The organism is Bacillus sp. FSL R9-9492 (assembly GCF_038007365.1).
GTDB lineage: Bacteria > Bacillota > Bacilli > Bacillales > Bacillaceae_G > Bacillus_A > Bacillus_A mycoides.
The window spans coordinates 4,355,626-4,377,099 of sequence record NZ_JBBOXC010000001.1 but is presented as its reverse complement, the minus strand read 5'-3'; the positions used below and the strand labels follow the sequence as shown (position 1 = coordinate 4,377,099).

Sequence of the window (21,474 nt, the reverse complement as noted above, 5' to 3'; positions counted from 1 at the left end):
CGTGAAGAATGCAATTGTGCAAGTTGGAACAAAATTTTATGTCGAAATTTTGTTTGTCGTATCCTATGCTCATCGTTCAAGAAAACAGCAAGGTAATTGGGTCTATGTAGATTCTGAGCAAGATGAAGTTGACTGTTATATTTATTAACATGCAAAAGCTACAGATCTCATGATCATACAGGCTATAGTGCTTCTTGCTAGTCTTCTTGTGAAAAAGGAGTATATGTATTGTCTCCAGGAGATACATTTGTAACAGATGAGCAAATGTATACAATTTTATATAGTAGTATGTATCTGCGAATTTACGCAGACTGGGGACTTATACGAAAGGTCCAAAATCGTTTACACAATGTGATCGACAGTACTTTCTAACAAATTTAGAAAAATATTGTCGAATTATAAAGGAATCTTTTAATTTATATCGAATACAAAATACGACACGGAGATGGAGTTATGGGGAACAGAATTCCTGAAGAAGTTGTTGAACAGATTCGGACATCATCCGATATTGTAGAAGTGATTGGTGAGTATGTTCAACTTAGAAAGCAGGGGCGTAACTATTTCGGCCTTTGTCCATTTCATGGTGAGAATTCTCCTTCATTCTCTGTTTCATCTGATAAGCAAATTTTTCATTGTTTCGGATGTGGAGAAGGTGGAAATGTATTTTCTTTTCTTATGAAAATGGAGGGACTTGCTTTCACAGAGGCTGTTCAAAAGCTTGGCGAAAGAAATGGAATTGCAGTTGCAGAATATACATCAGGGCAAGGACAACAACAACAAGAAGACATATCTGATGACACTGTCATCATGCAACAGGCTCATGAACTTTTGAAAAAGTATTATCATCATTTATTAGTAAATACAGAAGAAGGAAATGAAGCACTTTCATATTTATTAAAACGTGGTATTACAAAAGAGATGATTGAGAAATTTGAAATTGGTTATGCATCACAAGCTTGGGATGCAGCAACGAAAATTTTACAAAAAAGAGGTTTGTCGCTATCTAGTATGGAACAGGCTGGCCTTCTTGTAAGAAGTGAGAAGGATGGCAGTCATTATGACCGCTTCCGCGGAAGAGTTATGTTTCCGATTTATACTTTACAAGGTAAGGTGATAGCGTTTAGTGGAAGGGCATTAGGAGATGACACTCCGAAATATTTGAATAGTCCTGAAACACCGATTTTTTACAAAAGTAAGCTGTTGTATAATTTCCACCAAGCAAGGCCGTTTATTAGAAAACGTGGGCAGGTTGTCCTTTTTGAAGGTTATGCCGATGTACTAGCCGCGGTGAAAAGTGGTGTGGAAGAAGCTGTTGCGACAATGGGAACAGCTTTAACTGAAGAACAAGCGAAACTTCTGCGACGTAACGTTGAAACTGTTGTTCTTTGCTATGATGGTGATAAAGCAGGGCGAGAAGCGACGATGAAAGCAGGGCAATTACTATTGCAAGTTGGTTGCCAAGTGAAAGTTACATCCTTGCCAGATAAGCTTGACCCTGATGAATATGTGCAACAATATGGGACAACCGCTTTTGAAAATCTTGTGAAATCAAGTATAAGTTTTGTTGGTTTCAAAATAAATCATTTGCGTTTAGGGAAAAATTTGCAAGATGAGTCTGGCAAAGAAGAATATGTAAAAAGTGTTTTAAAAGAGTTATCATTGCTACAGGATGCGATGCAGGCGGAATCATATTTAAAATCATTATCGCAAGAATTTTCGTATTCAATGGAAACACTTTTGAATCAATTGCACCAATATCGCAAAGAACAAAAGGTACAGCAAAAACAAATAAAGCAGGTTTCTAAGCCATCTCAAATTGTTCAAACGAAACCGAAATTAACAGGTTTTGAAAGGGCAGAAAGAGAAATTATTTACCATATGTTGCAAAGTGCAGAAGTGACAGTGCGTATGGAACCTCATATAGAAGATTTTTATACAGAAGAACATAAAGGGATTTTATATGAACTATACGCATATTATGAAAAGGGGAATGAACCTTCAGTCGGAACATTTTTAAGTTGGCTCTCTGATGAAAAGTTGAAAAATATTATTACTGATATTTCGACGGATGAATTTATTAATCCAGAGTACACAGAAGAAGCGTTACAAGGTCATTTGGAGGCGCTAAGACGCCATAAAGAAAAACTTGAAAAGATGGAAATTATCTTTAAAGTAAAACAAATGGAAAAAACAGATCCTGTAGAGGCTGCTAAATATTATGTGGCATATTTACAAAGTCAAAAAGCAAGAAAATAGCTTTTTCGATAAAGTTTTAGTATAATGAATGTTTGTATCTCGCGTAAGGAGGGGAACAGATGGCTGATAAACCAGCTCGTTCTAAACAAATTGAAACTGAAATGACCCTTGAGCAAGTGAAAGAACAACTCACTGAGCTCGGAAAAAAACGTGGCGTTCTTACATATGAAGAGATTGCAGAACGCATGAATGGATTTGAAATTGAATCCGATCAAATGGATGAATACTATGAATATTTAGGTGAACAAGGGATTGACTTAGTTGGTGACAATGACAACGACGAAGGTCCTAATAATCGTCAAATTACAAAAACGGAAGAAGAATTTGACCTTAATGATTTAAGTGTGCCGCCAGGTGTGAAAATCAATGACCCTGTTCGTATGTACTTAAAAGAAATTGGTCGTGTAGACTTACTATCTGCTGAAGAAGAAATTCGACTTGCGACACGTATTGAAGAAGGCGATGAAGAAGCAAAACGCCGTCTTGCGGAAGCAAACTTACGTCTTGTAGTAAGTATTGCAAAGCGCTACGTGGGCCGTGGTATGCTTTTCTTAGACTTAATCCAAGAAGGAAATATGGGTCTAATTAAGGCAGTTGAAAAGTTCGACTACCGTAAAGGTTTTAAATTTAGTACGTATGCAACTTGGTGGATTCGCCAAGCTATTACACGTGCGATTGCAGACCAAGCGCGAACAATTCGTATTCCAGTTCATATGGTTGAAACAATTAATAAGTTAATCCGTGTACAACGTCAATTATTACAAGATTTAGGACGCGAACCATCTCCTGAAGAGATTGGTGAAGAAATGGATCTTGCTCCAGAAAAAGTACGCGAAATCTTAAAGATTGCACAGGAGCCAGTTTCTCTTGAAACACCAATTGGTGAAGAAGACGACTCCCATTTAGGTGACTTTATCGAAGACCAAGAAGCAACATCGCCTGCGGACCATGCAGCGTATGAATTGCTAAAAGAACAATTAGAAGATGTGTTAGATACACTAACAGATCGTGAAGAAAATGTTCTGCGTCTTCGTTTTGGTTTAGATGATGGACGAACTCGTACGCTTGAAGAAGTTGGGAAAGTATTCGGCGTAACGAGAGAACGTATTCGTCAAATTGAAGCGAAAGCACTTCGCAAATTAAGACATCCAAGCCGTAGTAAGCGTCTTAAGGATTTCTTAGAATAGGCTACCTTTAAGTTTACTTCACTTTTGTGAAGTAAACTTTTTTATTTTGTTAATTTTTGTTAAAGTTTAGCTATCGGCAACGATTACAATTTCTTGTAATTTATTTTACAGAATTGTCTTTTGATTTGCAAATGCTCATTTTTCGATTTTTCGATTTATTTTGTTTATTATATACAAAATAATATGTAGAAAAGTAAAAAATATGATGAGAAACGTTAGTAATTATCGAAATAATATGCGATATAATAGTGAAAATCAATAAAATGAATTTACGGAATATTTTTAACAAGTAGTAGTTTGCTCTTTTCTGATAGGGCGTTTTCAAGTACAATATAAATGACTGAATCATCTAACTATTTAGTGGTATAGAGGGGGGAGAAGAGATATGAAACGTAATCCGTTGATTCCGTTCGCTCTTATTGCAGCATTAGGTATTATCGTTATGTTTGTATTTTCATTTCAGGGGCTAAATAAATCTAAAGAGTTAGCTGATGCAAAAAATGGTGGGAAACCAGCGCAAACAGCATCAAAGCCAGAGGATATTGTAAAGCAAAGCTGTACGAGCTGTCACGGTGATCAGTTACAAGGGGCAGTGGGACCTAATTTACAAAAAATTGGTGGGAAACTTTCGAAAGATGAAATTAAAGAAGTTCTTTCAAAAGGAAAAGGAAATATGCCAGCTAATTTAATTCCAGCTGATCAAGCAACGAAAGTAGCTGATTGGTTATCGAAGAAAAAATAAAGTTTCGTATTACAAGCCTTTTGCTTTTGTGCAAAAGGCTTGTTTTTCTATACTTTCTAAAATACGATTAGTAATAGAGAATTGAAGTATTGTTATGGACTTGCAACAACTACTATAAATTCATTATCATGGAGACAGACTGAGAAGAGAAGGAGTAATGGAAATACATGAATGAAGTAAAGCTTTCGAAACGATTAGAAGAAGTTGTGAGGGAGATTCCGGTAGGCTCTACAGTAGCTGATATTGGATCGGATCATGCGTATTTACCGTGTTATACAATTATAAATAATATTGCTACAAAAGCAGTTGCAGGAGAGGTTGTAGATGGGCCGTTTCGCTCTGCACAAGCAACTGTAGCTGAAAGTGGCTTACAAGATAAAGTAGACGTTCGGAAAGGGAATGGATTAGCTGTTATAGTGCCAGGAGAAGTAGATGTTATTACGATTGCTGGTATGGGTGGAGCGTTAATTCGTGACATTTTAGAAAGTGGTAAAGAAAAATTAGAAGGTGTAACACGTTTAATCTTACAGCCGAATATTGCAGCACACCATATCCGTGAATGGTTTATTGAAAATGGATGGGAGCTTATCCGTGAGAAAATTGTAATAGAAGACGGAAAGATTTACGAGATTTTAGTCGGAGAGCGAGGAGATACAGCAGTACCTTACTCTGAAAATAAACAAGCTGAATTGTTTATGGGTCCATTTTTAATAAAAGAAAAAAGTGAAGCTTTTATTGAAAAGTGGGAAGGGGAATTGAAAAACTTCCAAAATATTTTAAAACAGTTAGAACGTGCAGCAGAGTCTGAAGAGACAAAAGCGAAGCGTGCAGAAGTAGAAGCGAAAATGAAAATGATAGGAGAGGTTTTATCATGAGTAAAATTCCGAATGGTCATGAAATTATTTCTTTGTTTGAAGGTATGTATCCGAAGCATTTAGCGATGGAAGGGGATAAGATTGGCTTACAGATTGGAGCGCTTAATAAACCTGTCCAGCACGTATTAATCGCGTTAGATGTAACTGAGGAAGTTGTGGACGAGGCGATCCAATTAGGAGCGAATATCATTATAGCGCACCATCCTTTAATCTTTAATCCATTAAAAGCGATTCATACAGATAAGGCGTACGGAAGAATTATTGAAACGTGTATTAAAAATGATATTGCAATTTATGCCGCACATACAAATGTAGATATTGCTAAGGGTGGGGTAAATGATTTACTTGCCGATGCGTTAGGGTTACAAAATACAGAAGTATTAGCTCCTACATATGCAGAAGAAATGAAAAAAATTGTTGTATTTGTTCCAGTAACCCATGCAGAAGAAGTGCGCAAAGCTCTTGGAGATGCGGATGCAGGTCATATCGGTAATTATAGCCACTGTACGTTCGGTAGCGAAGGGGTAGGTACGTTTATCCCTCGAGAAGGGACAAATCCTTATATCGGGGAAACTGGGCAGTTAGAACGTGTGGAAGAGATACGTGTCGAAACGATTATTCCAGCTTCATTACAAAGAAAAGTTATTAAAGCGATGTTGGCAGCCCATCCATATGAAGAAGTGGCATATGATGTATATCCGCTTGATAATAAAGGTGAAACATTAGGTCTTGGTAAAATAGGGTATTTACAAGAAGAAATGACGCTTGAGCAGTTTGCTTTACATGTGAAACAATCATTACATGTAAAGGGTGCAAGAGTTGTTGGAAAGTTAGATGATAAGGTGCGTAAAGTAGCTGTACTTGGTGGTGACGGTAATAAATATATAAACCAAGCGAAATTTAAAGGAGCAGATGTATATGTAACAGGTGATATGTATTATCATGTTGCTCACGATGCGATGATGATTGGTTTAAATATAGTCGATCCAGGACATAACGTTGAAAAAGTAATGAAGCAAGGTGTACAAAAACAATTGCAAGAAAAAGTAGATGTGAAGAAATTCAATGTACACATTCACGCTTCGCAGTTACATACAGATCCATTCACATTTGTATAAGAAAAATAAAAACCGTTGCTCATGTAGGCAACGGTTTTTATTATTGTTCTTTTTTCACTTTTACACGAGGTAGTATCTTTTGAAGTGGTACTTTTCGAATTCTTTCCCATGTAGCTGGATTCATTGGGTCATATTGATCTAAGAAAGCAATAACTTCTTTTGTAATTGGCGTTGGAGTAGAAGCACCTGCTGTAACAGCTACGTTTTCTACACCTTGTAGCCATTCTAATTGGATTTCACTTACGTCTGCAACGCGGTATGCTGTCGTACCAGCGATTTCTTGTGATACTTGTGCTAAACGGTTTGAGTTGTTACTTTTCGGATCACCGACAACAATTGTTAAATCTGCAACATCAGCTTGTTTAGCGACAGCTTCTTGGCGAACTTGAGTTGCTAAACAAATTTCCTTGTGGAATTCTGCTGTTGGGAATTTTTTCTGAATGTCCTCCATTAAATGTTGAACATCCCATTGACTCATTGTTGTTTGATTCGTAACTAAAATTTTATCCGTTGGAATTTCTAGTGTTTTTAAATCATCAGCTTTTTCGATAAGATGAACGATATCAGGTGCGATACCAACTGCGCCTTCTGGTTCTGGATGATTTTTTTTGCCGATATAAATGACATGGTATCCTTCAGCTTTCTTTGCTTCGATAAGGTCATGTGTTTTTGTAACATCTGGACAAGTTGCATCAATTGTCGTTAAACCTTTTTCTTTTGCACGTTGTTTAACTTCTGGAGAAACACCGTGTGCAGTGAAAATAACAGTACCAGAATCGATTTTATCTAAAATTTCTAATCGACTTGGACCGTCTAATGTAATGATGCCATCCTCTTCGAAAGCATCTGTGACATGCTTATTGTGAACAATCATACCTAAAATATAAATGGGTCTCGGTAATGATTTATCTAATGCGGCGTTACGTGCAATAACCATTGCGTCAACAACACCGTAGCAATAACCACGAGGGGAAATTTTAACAATCTTCATGTGAGTAATCCTCTCCTTCTAAACAAGGGATACTTTTGTGCATAGTCCATTACATTATAAAGGAGGAGTGGATAGAAAACAAAGGATTGTTACACATATAGTTTTGGTTTTGTTGCTGATTGTTGAATGGGTTCTTTCGGAACCTCTTTTTCTATTACCGGTTCAAGCACTATTTTTTTTCGTTTCCTTTTTGGAGGTGGAGGAGGTGGAGTTGCTACCTCAACCTGTTCTGTTGCATCTTCAGTTTGATTTTCTTCCGTACTTTTTCCAGAGGTGAGGATTTTAACAATGCTTGGTAGACTACGCATAATGGGACCGTACTGTTCGACAACAGGACCGACAGATTGCACGACTTGAGATACTTTTTCGATATTATTTATCATATTAGTTGGGTTCGAAATTAAATTTGAAAAAAAACTACCGATGCCGCTGCTAGATGCCGCTGCAGTTGTAGCTGACGCAGCACCACGTGTATCATTTGATTCATACATTTGAGGTGGTATCATCTGCTCTGGATATTGCTGCATGTATGGCTGATATTGTTGTGTATATTGTTGTTGGTATGGCTGTTGCTGTTGATATTGGGGCGGCGGTTGTTGGTGCATCATCGGTGGCCCTTCCATTTGTCGATAAGGAGGGACCATTTGCATGAAAGGTTCGGTTGGATCGTGTTTTTTAAAGAGTTTAGCAAGGAAACCTTTCTTTTTTTGAGCCATCGGTGGTAGTTGTGGAATCGGATATGGTGTGTAAGATTGTTGTCCTCGATTCGGATACATTTGTCTTATAGGGGATTTCGGAAACATGTGGGAAATCCTCCTTTCTTCAGTTAGGTATATACACATACAATATGCAATGGAAGGAAAGAAGGTTAGTTTTTGAGATAAAAACCTAAACTAAAGATGGATTTTACTTGTAGATTTAGATATAATGTAGACTTGACTGATTTGTGCGCAGTAGAAATTTTAGAAAGAAGGTGTAACTTATGACACTACAAACTTTTACACAGTATGATTTTAAACCATTTTTAATAGATGCAGTTCGTGAACTACGCTTTACAGAGCCAACAGGAATTCAAAAGAAAATTTTCCCGGTCGTGAAAAAAGGTGTGAGTATAATTGGACAATCCCAAACTGGTTCTGGGAAAACACATGCATACTTACTTCCTACATTAAACAGAATTGATGCAAGTCGTGAAGAGGTACAACTTGTTATTACAGCGCCTACTCGTGAGTTAGCACAACAAATTTACGAAGAAATTGTGAAACTAACAAAGTTCTGTGCAGAAGATCAAATGATTACAGCACGCTGTTTAATTGGTGGAACTGATAAACAACGATCAATTGAAAAGTTGAAAAAACAACCTCATATTGTAGTTGGAACGCCAGGACGTATTAAAGATTTAGTAGAAGAAAAGGCGCTATTTGTTTATAAAGCGGATACTATTATTGTCGATGAAGCGGACTTAATGCTTGATATGGGATTCATTCAAGATGTAGATAAAATTGCGGCACGTATGCCTAAAAATCTGCAAATGTTAGTTTTCTCTGCAACAATTCCTCAAAAATTAAAACCATTTTTGAAGAAATATATGGAGAATCCAGAACATATTCATATTAATCCGAAGCAAGTTGCAGCAGGAAATATTGATCATTACCTTGTGCCTTCAAGACACCGTAATAAAACTGAATTAGTGAAAAATATGCTACTTCAATTTAAACCATATTTAGCAATTGTCTTTACAAACACAAAGAAGAAGGCTGACGAAGTAGCCGATGGATTAGCAGAACGTGGATTAAAAGTAGGGCGTATACACGGTGATTTATCACCACGTGATCGTAGAAAAATGATGAAACAAGTTCGTGATTTAGAGTTCCAATACATTGTCGCAACAGATTTGGCGGCACGCGGTATTGATATTGAAGGAATTAGCCATGTTATTAACTATGAACTTCCACCAGATTTAGATTTCTTCGTTCACCGTGTTGGAAGAACTGCACGTGCGGGTCATTCAGGTATTGCAGTGACGATTTATGATCCAGCAAATGAAGAAGCGTTAGATAGTTTGGAAAAACAACGTCATATCGAGTTTAAACATGTAGATTTACGCGGAGATGAATGGGCGGATTTAGGTGACCGTCGTCGTCGTAAGAGCCGTAAAAAACCAAGTGATGGACTAGATGTTATGGCAACAAAAGTTGTTAAGAAGCCGAAAAAAGTAAAACCAAACTATAAACGAAAACTTGCAACAGAACGTGACAAAGTGAAGAAAAAATATAGCAATAAAAAAAGATAAGGGATTTCCCTTATTTTTTTTTATCTCACTGCTTGAGAGAAAGTCGATTAATGTAGACTAATAATTAGTGTGGGGTAGAAAAAACGTTGACTAAAGTTTCGCTTTATTGGGTTAATTTAAGTATAGAGTTCAGATTGTTTGAATAGTCTGTTTAATTCATGTAGTGCCTTTTGTGTGAACAAACAATTCGCTACATATTTCTACAAATTATGCTATCATTATATCTATTGTATATTGAAGAGGTGATTGTATGTTAAAGATTGGATCTCATGTTTCTATGAGTGGTAAGAAAATGTTATTAGCAGCAAGTGAAGAGGCTGTTTCATACGGTGCAACGACGTTTATGATTTATACAGGTGCACCGCAAAATACACGAAGAAAACCAATTGAAGAATTGAACATAGAAGCAGGAAGAAAACATATGGAACTAAACGGTATTGAAGAAATTATCGTACATGCGCCATACATTATTAATCTTGGGAATACGACGAAGCCAGAAACATTCCAATTAGGTGTAGACTTCCTTCGCATGGAAATTGAAAGAACATCGGCATTAGGTGTAGCGAAACAAATCGTTCTTCACCCAGGTGCGCACGTTGGTGCAGGAGCGGATGCTGGTATTCAACAAATTATTAAAGGGCTTAATGAAGTATTAACGCCAGAGCAGACGGTTAACATTGCGTTAGAAACGATGGCAGGAAAGGGAACGGAATGCGGTCGTAGCTTTGAAGAAATTGCGAAAATTATTGATGGTGTGAAATATAATGAAAAACTATCTGTATGTTTTGATACGTGTCATACGCATGATGCAGGTTATGACCTTGTAAATGATTTTGACGGTGTGTTAAACGAATTTGATAAAATTGTTGGGATAAATCGTTTACAAGTACTTCATATTAACGATAGCAAAAATGTACGCGGAGCTGGAAAAGACCGTCATGAAAATATTGGTTTTGGTCATATTGGCTATAAGGCATTGCATCACATTGTGCATCACCCACAACTTACGCACGTACCAAAAATTCTTGAAACGCCGTATGTAGGTGAAGATAAAAAAGATAAGAAGCCACCATATAAATTAGAAATCGAAATGCTGAAAAATGGTACTTTTGATGAAGGAATTCTTGAAAAAATTAAAGAGCAATAAGGAGGGGATTTTCCCCTCCTTATTTTAATAGCTGCTGAAATAAAATATTTACTTGTTGGGCAGTGGCAGGAGTAGTTACTTTAGCGATTTGTTTTAACAAATCTAGTCGCTCGGTATTATCGTAAATGTTAATGTTTTTCCCTTTCATAAGTAAAACGATTTTATCAGCTTGTGCAGTTGTGATTGGAACTTCGTATTCTTTACTATATTTCAATAGTTCTTTTGTAGAAATATGATTTAATTTTTTGTTCACAATTTGTTTAATGAGGTTCATCGTGTTGTCCTCCTTCACACGTTCTTCTATCGAAATATATGTACGCATAGCTTGTACATATTCGTATCAATGTGCATTTTTTCAATGGGGAAAAGAAGCTTATGTTATAATATAAGAACAAAACTATAGATAAAGAGTATAAGGAGGACTTATGGAAAAAAAGCAACATCGAAAAGAAAGTGTTATTCATCTTGTATATCGTTTAGTTATGATTGTCTTTGGGGCAGCGTGTGCGGCGGTAGCGATTGAACTGTTTTTAATGCCAAATAAAATTATTGATGGTGGAATTATTGGTATTTCTCTTATATTAGATTATCTTACTCCTAATATTTGGTGGTTAAGCTTTTCTACTTTAGTTGTTATCCTCAACATTCCTTTTATGTACTCCGGGTATAAGCAAATTGGAAAAACATTCATGTTATCTTCAGCATTTGGAATTGTAGCTTTAGCATTTATTGAATCAACGTTGCATGCTATCCCGCCATTTACAACAGAGCCGATTTTAGCAACAGTTTTCGGCGGTCTTATTTTAGGGATTGGTGTAGGACTTGTTATTCGTCATGGTGGATCGTTAGATGGGACCGAGATTATGGGAATTCTATTAACGAAGAAATTACCGTTTTCTGTTGGTGAATTCGTAATGTTTGTGAACTTATTCATTTTTGCATGGGCAGCATTTGTTTTTGGTGTTGAACAAGCGATGTATTCTGTTATGACGTACTATATCGCATTCAAAACAATTGATACGGTAATTCAAGGATTAGACGAAACGAAAGCAGTTTTAATAGTATCGGATCAATATGAGGAAGTATCAAATGCGATTTTACACCGCCTTGGTCGTGGAACAACAAAACTTGTTGCTAAAGGTGGCTATACAGATAAAGAAAAAGAAGTTATTTATGCAGTTGTAACACGTCTGGAAGTGACGAAGTTAAAATCAATTGTGCATGAAATTGATGAAAACGCATTTGTTACGATTATGAATACACAAGAGACAAATGGTGGTAAGTTTAAATCAGCAATTCACTAAAAAGTTAATTGTAATATCTTTTGAAAGCAGAGAATTATTCTCTGCTTTTTGTTATAATAATAAGGTTTCTTGAAATAAAGAATATATTTTAGGCAGATTGGTTTACAACTATAATAAGCTGTACTATAATTCAAATAGAGATAAATCGGAATCATTCTGAATTAAAATAGGTGAGATGCTATGAATAATATATTGGAAATAGAAGGATTAACGTTTCGGTATGAAGATCGCAACGTGTTAGAAGATATTAATTTGCAAGTTCCGAAGGGAGCTTTTTTAGGTTTAGTTGGACCGAATGGTTCAGGGAAATCGACTTTACTTAAATGCTTATTGGGTGTTTTAAAACCAAAGCAAGGAAGTATTAGATTGTTTGGCATTGATAGTAAGAAATTTAAAGAGTGGAATAAAGTTGGTTATGTATCCCAAAAGGCAAGTAGCTTTAACTCAGGTTTCCCGGCAACTGTTTTCGAGGTTGTTTCAATGGGGCTCGTTTCGAAAAAAGGGCTTTTTCGCTTTTTTACGAAAGACGATAATGCGAAAGTAGAAAAAGCGATTGCTGATGTAGGTATGAGCGAGTTTCGAGGTCGCAACATTGGAGAACTTTCTGGTGGACAACAACAGCGTGTATTTATTGCTCGTGCACTTGTAAGTGATCCGGAATTGCTTATTTTGGACGAGCCTACTGTTGGGATTGATGTGAAGAATGTGGCAAGTTTTTATGAGATACTAGAGGATTTAAACAAAAGATTGGGAATTACGTTAATTCTTGTTACGCACGATATGGGTGCTGTGACAGAGAAGGTGACGCATGTTGCATGTTTGAATCAGCATTTACATTTCCATGGGAATGTAGAGAAATTCCGAGAGTTAGAAGATGCAGAAATGTCGATTTTATATGGACATCATGTTCATCGCTTAGAACATGAACATGGGCATCACGGGAGGATATAATGATACAGGATTTTTTACAATATGATTTTTTACGTAATTCCTTATACGCTGGTATTTTGATAGGGCTTGTCGCACCACTTATCGGCGTGTTCGTTGTAATTCGCCGCATGTCGCTTATTGCGGATGCATTAAGTCATGTGACGTTATCAGGAATTGCAGCAAGTTTATTACTTGAAAAGACAATCTTTACCGGTGGGTTTTTAAACCCTTTATATATGGGGATGTTTTTTTCAATCGGTGGAGCATTGCTAATTGAAAAATTACGTACTGTATATAAACATTATCAAGAGTTAGCAATCCCGATTATACTTTCAGCAGGGATGGGGATTGGAGTTATCTTCATCTCACTTGCTAATGGATTCAATACGGATTTATTTAGTTATTTATTTGGTAGTGTAAGTGCTGTAACAAGTGCGGATTTAATTATTATTGGTATAGTAGCAATTGTTGTTATTGCGACGATTGTTTTATTATACAAAGAGTTGTTTTTACTATCATTTGATGAGGAATACGCTGTATCAACCGGTTTAAGTGCAAAGTGGATTCACTTTATCTTCATTATATTAGTTGCTCTTGTAATTGCGGTATCAATGCGTGTTGTAGGTGTTCTTCTCGTATCATCTTTAATGACGTTACCAGTTGCAGCAAGTATTCGTATTGCAAAAGGATTTAAACAAACAATTTTCTTTTCCATTTTATTTGGTGAAATTGCAGTAATTGGTGGAATGTTTGCTTCGTATCAACTTGATTTAGCTCCAGGTGGTACAATTGTTATGATAGCGGTTCTTATTTTAATTGGTGCAATTTTATGGAAGAAGAAAAAAACTGCATAAAGTAGGGATAGGTATGAATCTAACAGAAGCTTTACGCCTAATGAAGGAAAAGGGATACAAACATACGGGGAAAAGGGAAGAGATGCTGAGATTATTCGCAGCTCATAATCGTTATTTAACTGCGAAAGATGTTTTAGAGCATATGAAGGGTGATTATCCAGGACTTAGTTTTGATACGATTTATCGTAACTTAACGGTTTTTGCTGAAGTCGGTGTTTTAGAGCAAACGGAATTAAATGGTGAAAAGCATTTCCGTTTTACATGCTCCATTATGGAACATCATCATCATTTCATTTGTTTAGATTGTGGTGGTACGAAAGAGATTAATTCCTGCCCGATGGATTTTATGAATAAAGATTTTAAAGGTTATGAGGTAACGGGGCATAAGTTTGAAATATATGGTCGTTGCCCAAAATGTGCAAAATGAGAGGGCTCGTCAGTTATATAACTGACGAGTTTTTAATTTGAATGTAAAAAAAGGTTGCTCACAAAAATTGTGGCAACCTTCTTTTTATTGTTCTTGTTTTTCTTTTTCTTTTTCTTTTTCTCGTTCGGCAGCCATTTCAGCAGCGATTACATCAATTTCTTTTTTCAGTTCTTCTACCATTGTTTCTTCTGGTACTTTACGAACGACTTGCCCTTTACGGAATAATAAACCTTCTCCGCGTGCACCGGCAATACCGATGTCAGCTTCACGAGCTTCACCAGGACCGTTTACGGCACAGCCGAGTACTGCAACCTTAATTGGAACTTTAAGTGTGGAGATGTATTCTTCGACTTCATTAGCAATGCTAATTAGGTCGATTTCAATACGACCACAAGTTGGACAAGAAATAAGTGTTGCGGCATTAGATGCAAGACCGAATGATTTTAATAGTTCACGTGCAACTTTTACTTCTTCAACTGGATCAGCGCTTAAAGAGATACGAAGTGTATTTCCGATGCCTTTACTTAAAATTGCTCCAAGACCGGCGGCGCTTTTTACAGTCCCAGCAAACAATGTTCCTGATTCTGTAATACCTAAATGTAATGGATAATCAAAGGCGCGAGCAGCTTTTTCGTATGCTTCAATTGCTAAGTTAACATCAGAGGCTTTCATTGATACGATAATATCGTGGAAATCTAAGTCCTCTAAAATTTTAATATGGTGCAGTGCGCTCTCGACCATACCATCAGCAGTTGGATATCCATACTTTTCTAAAATATGACGTTCTAATGAGCCGGCATTTACACCGATACGGATTGGAATGCCACGCTCTTTCGCTGCATTTACAACAGCTTCTACTTTATGGCGACGTCCAATGTTACCTGGATTGATACGTACTTTATCAATGCCGCCTTCGATTGCTTTTAAAGCAAGGCGGTAATCAAAATGAATATCAGCAACAAGTGGAATGTTGATTTGTTTTTTAATATCAGCAATAGCATTTGCTGCGCGTTCGTCTGGAACAGCAACACGAACAACTTGACAGCCAGCTTCTTCTAAACGTTTAATTTCAGCAACTGTAGCCTCAACATCATGCGTTTTTGTTGTCGTCATACTTTGTATAATTAATTCATTGTTACCGCCAATTGTTAAATTACCGACTTTAACTGGACGTGTTTTTGTGCGTTGAGTCATTTCATTCACGAATTGATCGCTCTCCTTATAAAAGAAGTTTCTTATTTTAGTCCCTTACATCAATGATAGTATGTGTGAGAAAGGGCTATAGAAACCAAAGTACTCGGTTTCACTTTTACTATTGTATCAGCGCCTTTATGTAATTGACAAGGATTAAGTGATTGCTTATTGATATAAGGGGAATTTATAAGACTTTCCAACTTGGATTTTTGTAGCAGATGTATTTTTATTTAATTGCTTAAAATCATCAATTACTTTTTCAATAGAAGGAATTTTTTTCTTATTAATCGCTTCTGTAATAGAAAGAACTGTATCGCCCGTTTTTACTTCGATTGCTTTATAAGCTGTATCCGTTTCTTTTTCTGTTTCTTTCTCTTTATTTTGTTTTGTATCTGTATTTTCTTTTTTTATCGTTTGGGCAGCAGATGTTTTTTTGTATGAACTTAACATCGGTAAAGTACCGATTTTTATGTCGTAATAAAATATATAACCGAGGACAAGCACGAATAAGAGTACACCTAATCTCTTCATATCCTTCACTCCTTTGCTAGGAATATATGCTTGTCCAAAAAAAAAATGCCTATTTAGGCATTTTTTTATAGTTCTTGTTTTTCTTTCGGCTTTGGAACTTCTTTAATTGTTAAGTATAGAACGATTAAAACAACTGCAATGTAAATGAATGTTGCGCCAGGTACGTTTATTTTGAATAAATCCATAATCATAAAGAAGATTGTTGGAATTGTGTAACTGTAAGCAGTTAATGTCCAAACTTGTTTATAAGATAATTTGCGTTGACCGCTCATCGCAGAACCGATGAAGGCAAGCAATGTAACTCCTACAAAGGTAATAAATAATTGGAACAAGTACAGTAAGAACCCAATAACGAATAATAAGATTGGATAAATACTGTCAAATAACGAAATGAAATCTTGTAAATCTTTTTTCTCAAGAGATGCGCCTAATAAGTCATTATAGGAGTATGTTTGTGTTTGACCATTCCCCATGGAGACTACTTTATCTTTTAAAACAAATAAACCTGTTTTATTTTGATATTTTTCTAAGTCTGTTGAATTTGGATCAAATACGAAAAGGGCATTTCCATCTTCTTTTTCGATAGGTTGATCAATATCAGCTGTTAGCTCGCCATTTTCAATTTTAAAATCAGGTAAATCTTTTTCGATTACTTTATTTACCATGTTAACACCATCTTGAATAACGCTACCGTACAAGAAAGTTCTTGGAATAGTAGTGATTAGGCAAAGAAGCATAATATACAAAATGGTTTTACCGATTTTTTGAAAACGGAAAAGCGCCATATCTTTAGGCGAATATACGCTTTTTGCTAGCTGTGTAAAAATGGACATAGATTCACTTCCTTTATGTATGTATAAAATCATTGTAACGTACGAATCTAGAGAAGCTCAAGATATATTATATTTACATATAGTAGAGAGGACTAAATTCCTTCTTATTAATTTACTTCTTTTAGTAGAGAAAAATACAATTGACACTTTTCTTTCGTATATGGTAAATTTATCTTACATTTTTCAAACGATATATCCGATTGGAATTTAGTTGTTTTTAATGGTACATACATAATCGTGGACCCTTAGCTCAGTTGGTTAGAGCAGACGGCTCATAACCGTCCGGTCGTAGGTTCGAGTCCTACAGGGTCCATATCCATTTCATATGTTTATTATGTCAGCAGGAAGCTTCCTTGTAGAAGGAAGCTTTTTTTCGGAATATATGAGCATTTTAATTGAAAAGAAGTGGGAATTTTGCTACTTTAATGATAGCAAGACAAAGCGATTTATTTGTTTGCACCCTATGGCAATTAGGGTAGAATGAAGTTGTAGGTCACATATGTAGTGACAATACATAAACCGGGAGGAATATAACAATGGCAAAACACGAATTACCAAATTTACCTTATGCGTATGATGCTTTAGAACCTCACTTTGATAAAGAAACAATGAACATCCATCATACAAAACATCACAACACGTATATTACAAACTTAAACGCTGCTTTAGAAGGTCATGCAGAATTAGCTGACAAAAGCGTTGAAGAATTAGTTGCAAACTTAAACGAAGTACCTGAAGCAATCCGTACAGCAGTACGTAACAATGGTGGCGGACATGCTAACCATACATTCTTCTGGACAATCCTATCTCCAAACGGCGGGGGACAACCAGTAGGCGAACTTGCAACTGCGATTGAAGCGAAATTCGGTAGCTTCGATGCATTCAAAGCAGAATTCGCAAAAGCTGGCGCAACTCGCTTCGGTTCTGGTTGGGCTTGGTTAGTAGTAAACAATGGTGAGTTAGAAGTAACAAGCACTCCAAACCAAGATTCTCCTCTAACTGAAGGTAAAACTCCAGTTATCGGTTTAGATGTTTGGGAGCATGCTTACTACTTAAATTACCAAAACCGTCGTCCTGACTACATCGGTGCATTCTGGAACGTTGTAGATTGGAACGTTGCTGAAAAACTTTACCAAGAAGCAAAATAATTAAAGTTAATACAGCTAGAAAAAAGCTAGGGGGTTTTCTCCTAGCTTTTTTCTATGTTCTCCTTTTACATAATTGAGCTTGTTTTTGGAAGACTAGAACATGAAGTAAAGGAGAGTTGTGTATGAAGTGGAAACATGTAATCGGTGATGTTGAAGTGAATCGGGATTTAGTATTATTGCTCGTTATAGGAGGTTTATACACGCTCGCAATTTCTTTATCGAATACGTTTGTAAACATTTATTTATGGAAGCAAACACAAAATTATGTGAATCTGGGCTTGTATAATTTGGCCAGCGTTGTATTGCAGCCTCTAACATTTCTTGTGGGCGGGAAATTAGCGAAACGTATTGATCGCTCGATTTTATTGAGAATCGGTGTAGGCACGTTAGCTGTTTTTTTTATCGTCGTTTTAGTAGCGGGAAAAAGTGCATCTCACTATATTTTATTAATGGGAGCCCTTTTAGGAGTTGGTTATGGTTTTTATTGGCTCGCTTTTAACTTGTTAACATTTGAGATTACAGAACCAGAAACAAGAGATTTTTTTAACGGTTTTCTAGGACTTCTTACATCGTTCTCTGGAATGATTGGACCGATAGCAGCAGGATATACAATTTCACGTATGGAAAAATGGAGTGGTTATACTGTCGTTTTCTTCCTCTCGTTAATGCTATTTGCGGTTGCAGTCGTTCTAAGCTTTTTTTTATCGAAGAGGGAATGTGAAGGACGCTATGAAATTGTGCAAGTATTGAAAGAGCGGCAAGTTGATGAAAACTGGGGAAGAATTACGCGCGCTCATTTCTTCCAAGGTTTGAGAGAGGGAACGTTTATTTTCGTTATTTCGGTATATGTCTATTTAGCATCTGGTAGCGAGTTAGCACTAGGGAAATATAGTTTAGTGAATTCTGCAGTATCATTTGTATGCTATTATTTAGTTGCCCGTATGTTAAAGAAAGAATGGCGAAAAAAAGCAATTTTACTTGGCGGTATTATTTTATACGCGGTTGTATTTTTAGTTATTTTTAATGTTACATATACGAAATTACTTATTTATGCAGCATGTATTGCGGTTGCATATCCTATTTTACTCGTTCCGTACGGCTCCATGACATACGATGTAATTGGTAGAGCAAAACAGGCGAGAGAATGGCGTGTAGAATATATAGTGGTCAGGGAATTATGGTTAAATGCTGGAAGAATTTGTTCCATTTTAAGTTTTTTATGTGCTGTCATATTTTTTCCGCCTGAAAAAAGTTTACCTTTCTTACTATGTATTTTAGGAGCTGGACATTTCCTTATTTATTTTGCAGTTAAAAATGTCAAATATGATGAGGGGAATGTGAACAAAACCAGTGTTGTAGCGCAAGGGAGCACACAGAATCAAACTGAACCAGAAGGTTAACTTATCGTTTGTTTTATGCTAGAATAGAAAAAGATGTAAGACAGCAGTGAGGGCACCTGTATGAAGGTGTCCCTTTCACATTACATAGCTGTTGGTAGAGGGGGTTTGTATGAGCAAGAAGCAGAAAAAGAACCAGACAAAGAAAAAAACCCACGTTCCCTTTCGGTTAAACGTGTTGTTTTTTTGCGTGTTTTTAATGTTCTCCGCGGTTATTGTAAGGCTTGGATACGTACAAATTGTTCGTGGCGAGGAATATAAAAATGAAGTTGAGAAAAAAGAAAATTCAACGATAAGCAATCCTGTACCACGCGGGAAAATATTTGATCGTAATGGAGAAGCGGTCGTAGATAATGAGCCTATTCGTACAATTACATTTACAAAAATGAAGGGATCAACTGCAGCAGATCGCTTAGAAACGGCGAAAAAGTTAGCAGATTTAATTGAAGTCCCAACAGATAAGTTAACAGATCGCGATAAGAAAGATTATTGGCTTGCTTTACATAAAGAAGAAGCAGAAGCAAAAATCACAAAAAAAGATCGTGAAGATTTTAAAGCGAATAAAATTGAAGATAAAGAACTAGATGAACGTCAACGAAATCGTGTAACAGAAGAAGAGATTAGTCAATTTTCAGCAAAAGATTTAGAAATACTGGCAATTAAAAGTAAGATGGAAAGCGGATATGCAATGACGCCGCAAATCGTTAAAAAAGATGCAACACCGGAAGAATATGCGATTATTAGTGAAAATTTAGCGAAATTACCAGGTGTAGATACAAATGTCGACTGGGAACGAAAATATAAGTATGATGATACGTTCCGAAGTGTACTTGGTGGTGTAACGACTGCTGATGAAGGGTTACCGAGAGAGCGATTAGATTACTACCTTGTTCGCGATTATAATCGTAATGATCGCGTAGGGAAAAGTTACCTTGAGCAACAATATGAAGATAGTTTACACGGTACAAAATCCGAAGTGAGAAATGTTACAGATAAAGACGGAAATATTTTAGAAACTATTAATGTGTCACAAGGACAACGAGGTAACGATCTGAATTTAACAATCGATATGGAATTACAAAAGCGCGTAGAAGAAATTCTTGCGAAAAACTTAATGAGATTTAAAGGGAGCGAACCTCTTTTAGACCGTGCATTCGTTGTAATGATGAACCCGAAAAATGGTGAAGTTTTATCTATGGCGGGGAAACAATTAGTTAACGAAGATGGTCAAACGAAAGTAAATGATTTCGCATTAGGAACGATGACGAGTTCTTATCCGATGGGTTCAACTGTAAAAGGTGCGACAGTACTTACGGGATATCAAACTGGTGCGATTCAACCTGGATCTGTACAGTTAGATGAACCGATTAAATTAAAAGGGACACCTATGAAGTCATCTTGGAAAACGATGGGGTATATTAATGACCTTACAGCGTTAAAAATGTCTTCTAACGTTTATATGTTTAAAACAGCGATGAATATCGCTGGGGTTCCATACGTACGAGGCGGTACGTTAGATATCCCGCAAAAAGCATTCGATACTATGCGTTACTATTTTGGCCAGTTTGGACTTGGTGTGAAAACAGGAATTGATTTGCCGAATGAAACTGCTGGTCAAATGGGTAGAGGAAATCAACCAGGTTTCTTATTAGATTTATCAATCGGACAGTATGATACGTATACACCGCTTCAATTAGCACAATATATTTCGACGATTGCGAATGGTGGATATCGTATGCAACCGCAAGTTGTAAAGGAAATTCGTCAGCCATCGGCGAAGCCCGAGGAAGTTGGAAAAGTTGTTCAATCCATGGAACCGAAAGTATTAAATCGTGTTGATATGCCTGAATCACAAATTAAACGTGTTCAAGAAGGATTTAGACAAGTGTTTAACGATTCAGGTGGTACAGCTACAAAATACTTTGCAGGTGCACCATATAAAGCTGCAGGGAAAACTGGTACAGCGCAAACTGTATATGGCGGAGATAAAGAGATTGGTAAAAAAGCAGATGGTCAGCGTGTGGAGACTTATAACTTAACATTAGTAGGTTATGCCCCGCTCGAAGATCCAGAAGTAGCATTTTCTGTTGTTGTGCCGTGGGTACATGATGATAAAACAGGGATTAATGGATATATTGGTCGTGAAATAATGGACGCTTACTTTGATTTGAAAAAACAAGCATTAACTGGTGAAGCTCCAAAAGATGAAAAAGAGAAAAAAAGTAATGTACAAGATGATGAATAAAA

21 protein-coding genes and 1 tRNA gene are annotated in these 21,474 nt (G+C 36.5%); 16 read left to right on the top strand and 6 right to left on the bottom strand.

Translation table 11 applies throughout. The annotated features are described in order from the left end of the window. Nucleotides 1–453 precede the first annotated feature (453 nt). The 5 genes from dnaG (at nucleotide 454) to MKY70_RS22425 (ending at nucleotide 6,178) form a co-directional block, all read left to right on the top strand. On the top strand, nucleotides 454–2,256 hold the full coding sequence (gene dnaG / locus MKY70_RS22445) for a DNA primase (RefSeq protein WP_002067179.1): 1,803 nt from the start codon (nucleotides 454–456) through the stop codon (nucleotides 2,254–2,256). 59 nt (nucleotides 2,257–2,315) lie between these two features. Continuing rightward, complete coding sequence (rpoD, locus tag MKY70_RS22440) at nucleotides 2,316–3,443, top strand: RNA polymerase sigma factor RpoD (RefSeq protein WP_000764062.1); 1,128 nt, start codon at nucleotides 2,316–2,318, stop codon at nucleotides 3,441–3,443. Nucleotides 3,444–3,828: 385 nt separating this feature from the next. Continuing rightward, nucleotides 3,829–4,185 carry a cytochrome c550 gene (gene cccA, locus MKY70_RS22435; protein WP_002015178.1) on the top strand — a complete coding sequence of 119 codons (357 nt, stop codon included), beginning with the start codon at nucleotides 3,829–3,831 and terminating at the stop codon, nucleotides 4,183–4,185. Between the two features lie 167 nt (nucleotides 4,186–4,352). Beyond that, nucleotides 4,353–5,060 carry a tRNA (adenine(22)-N(1))-methyltransferase gene (locus MKY70_RS22430; RefSeq protein WP_002190695.1) on the top strand — a complete coding sequence of 236 codons (708 nt, stop codon included), beginning with the start codon at nucleotides 4,353–4,355 and terminating at the stop codon, nucleotides 5,058–5,060. Then, nucleotides 5,057–6,178: a Nif3-like dinuclear metal center hexameric protein gene (locus tag MKY70_RS22425; RefSeq protein ID WP_088034241.1), complete on the top strand. Its 1,122-nt coding sequence runs from the start codon at nucleotides 5,057–5,059 to the stop codon at nucleotides 6,176–6,178. Before MKY70_RS22430 ends, MKY70_RS22425 begins: the two co-directional genes overlap by 4 nt. Before the next feature lie 40 nt (nucleotides 6,179–6,218). Here MKY70_RS22425 and MKY70_RS22420 read toward each other — a convergent pair whose 3' ends face one another. Together MKY70_RS22420 and vrrA are read right to left on the bottom strand one after the other, a co-directional pair. Next, nucleotides 6,219–7,169: a 4-hydroxy-3-methylbut-2-enyl diphosphate reductase gene (locus MKY70_RS22420; protein ID WP_002067184.1), complete on the bottom strand. Its 951-nt coding sequence runs from the start codon at nucleotides 7,167–7,169 to the stop codon at nucleotides 6,219–6,221. A gap of 89 nt (nucleotides 7,170–7,258) precedes the next feature. Beyond that, nucleotides 7,259–7,972 (bottom strand): VrrA/YqfQ family protein, encoded by a 714-nt coding sequence (gene vrrA / locus MKY70_RS22415; protein ID WP_088034243.1) that lies wholly within the window; start codon nucleotides 7,970–7,972, stop codon nucleotides 7,259–7,261. A 179-nt stretch (nucleotides 7,973–8,151) separates the two neighbouring features. Between vrrA and MKY70_RS22410 the strand changes: the two genes are divergently transcribed. Then, nucleotides 8,152–9,462, top strand: coding sequence for a DEAD/DEAH box helicase (locus MKY70_RS22410; protein WP_002015172.1), 1,311 nt, complete (start codon nucleotides 8,152–8,154; stop codon nucleotides 9,460–9,462). Nucleotides 9,463–9,712: 250 nt separating this feature from the next. Next, a complete protein-coding gene (locus MKY70_RS22405) occupies nucleotides 9,713–10,609 on the top strand; it encodes a deoxyribonuclease IV (protein ID WP_002167660.1) in 897 nt (298 codons plus the stop codon). A 19-nt stretch (nucleotides 10,610–10,628) separates the two neighbouring features. Here the strand turns inward: MKY70_RS22405 and MKY70_RS22400 are convergent, their stop codons facing one another. Beyond that, nucleotides 10,629–10,883, bottom strand: a complete 255-nt coding sequence (locus MKY70_RS22400; RefSeq protein WP_002088657.1) for a DUF2624 domain-containing protein — start codon at nucleotides 10,881–10,883, stop codon at nucleotides 10,629–10,631. Nucleotides 10,884–11,034: 151 nt separating this feature from the next. Here MKY70_RS22400 and MKY70_RS22395 point away from each other — a divergent pair, with 151 nt between their 5' ends. The 4 genes from MKY70_RS22395 to MKY70_RS22380 all read left to right on the top strand — a co-directional run bounded on the left by MKY70_RS22395 (nucleotide 11,035) and on the right by MKY70_RS22380 (nucleotide 14,124). Then, nucleotides 11,035–11,913, top strand: a complete 879-nt coding sequence (locus MKY70_RS22395) for a YitT family protein (protein ID WP_002015168.1) — start codon at nucleotides 11,035–11,037, stop codon at nucleotides 11,911–11,913. Between the two features lie 180 nt (nucleotides 11,914–12,093). After that, entirely contained in the window at nucleotides 12,094–12,864 is a 771-nt protein-coding gene (locus MKY70_RS22390; protein ID WP_002015167.1) for a metal ABC transporter ATP-binding protein, read from the top strand. Then, complete coding sequence (locus tag MKY70_RS22385) at nucleotides 12,864–13,697, top strand: metal ABC transporter permease (protein ID WP_002015165.1); 834 nt, start codon at nucleotides 12,864–12,866, stop codon at nucleotides 13,695–13,697. The genes MKY70_RS22390 and MKY70_RS22385 overlap by 1 nt, the downstream gene beginning before the upstream one ends. A 13-nt stretch (nucleotides 13,698–13,710) precedes the next feature. Next, nucleotides 13,711–14,124 carry a Fur family transcriptional regulator gene (locus tag MKY70_RS22380; RefSeq protein ID WP_002015164.1) on the top strand — a complete coding sequence of 138 codons (414 nt, stop codon included), beginning with the start codon at nucleotides 13,711–13,713 and terminating at the stop codon, nucleotides 14,122–14,124. Between the two features lie 84 nt (nucleotides 14,125–14,208). On the opposite strand, the gene ispG is transcribed toward MKY70_RS22380, so the two are convergent. The 3 genes from ispG to yqgB all read right to left on the bottom strand — a co-directional run bounded on the left by ispG (nucleotide 14,209) and on the right by yqgB (nucleotide 16,682). Next, entirely contained in the window at nucleotides 14,209–15,318 is a 1,110-nt protein-coding gene (gene ispG, locus MKY70_RS22375) for a flavodoxin-dependent (E)-4-hydroxy-3-methylbut-2-enyl-diphosphate synthase (protein ID WP_162208025.1), read from the bottom strand. Nucleotides 15,319–15,483: 165 nt separating this feature from the next. Beyond that, nucleotides 15,484–15,849: a hypothetical protein gene (locus MKY70_RS22370; protein WP_002129120.1), complete on the bottom strand. Its 366-nt coding sequence runs from the start codon at nucleotides 15,847–15,849 to the stop codon at nucleotides 15,484–15,486. A 65-nt stretch (nucleotides 15,850–15,914) separates the two neighbouring features. Continuing rightward, complete coding sequence (gene yqgB / locus MKY70_RS22365) at nucleotides 15,915–16,682, bottom strand: protein YqgB (RefSeq protein ID WP_002034056.1); 768 nt, start codon at nucleotides 16,680–16,682, stop codon at nucleotides 15,915–15,917. Nucleotides 16,683–16,701: 19 nt separating this feature from the next. Here yqgB and MKY70_RS22360 point away from each other — a divergent pair, with 19 nt between their 5' ends. The 5 genes from MKY70_RS22360 (at nucleotide 16,702) to MKY70_RS22340 (ending at nucleotide 21,472) form a co-directional block, all read left to right on the top strand. Next, entirely contained in the window at nucleotides 16,702–16,893 is a 192-nt protein-coding gene (locus tag MKY70_RS22360; protein ID WP_002034057.1) for a hypothetical protein, read from the top strand. A gap of 28 nt (nucleotides 16,894–16,921) precedes the next feature. After that, nucleotides 16,922–16,995: transfer RNA gene (locus MKY70_RS22355), tRNA-Ile, on the top strand. 223 nt (nucleotides 16,996–17,218) lie between these two features. Beyond that, complete coding sequence (gene sodA, locus MKY70_RS22350; RefSeq protein ID WP_001052029.1) at nucleotides 17,219–17,830, top strand: superoxide dismutase [Mn]; 612 nt, start codon at nucleotides 17,219–17,221, stop codon at nucleotides 17,828–17,830. A gap of 122 nt (nucleotides 17,831–17,952) precedes the next feature. Beyond that, nucleotides 17,953–19,230, top strand: coding sequence for an MFS transporter (locus MKY70_RS22345; protein ID WP_002015154.1), 1,278 nt, complete (start codon nucleotides 17,953–17,955; stop codon nucleotides 19,228–19,230). Between the two features lie 109 nt (nucleotides 19,231–19,339). After that, nucleotides 19,340–21,472, top strand: coding sequence for a peptidoglycan D,D-transpeptidase FtsI family protein (locus tag MKY70_RS22340; protein ID WP_088034247.1), 2,133 nt, complete (start codon nucleotides 19,340–19,342; stop codon nucleotides 21,470–21,472). Nucleotides 21,473–21,474 lie beyond the last annotated feature (2 nt).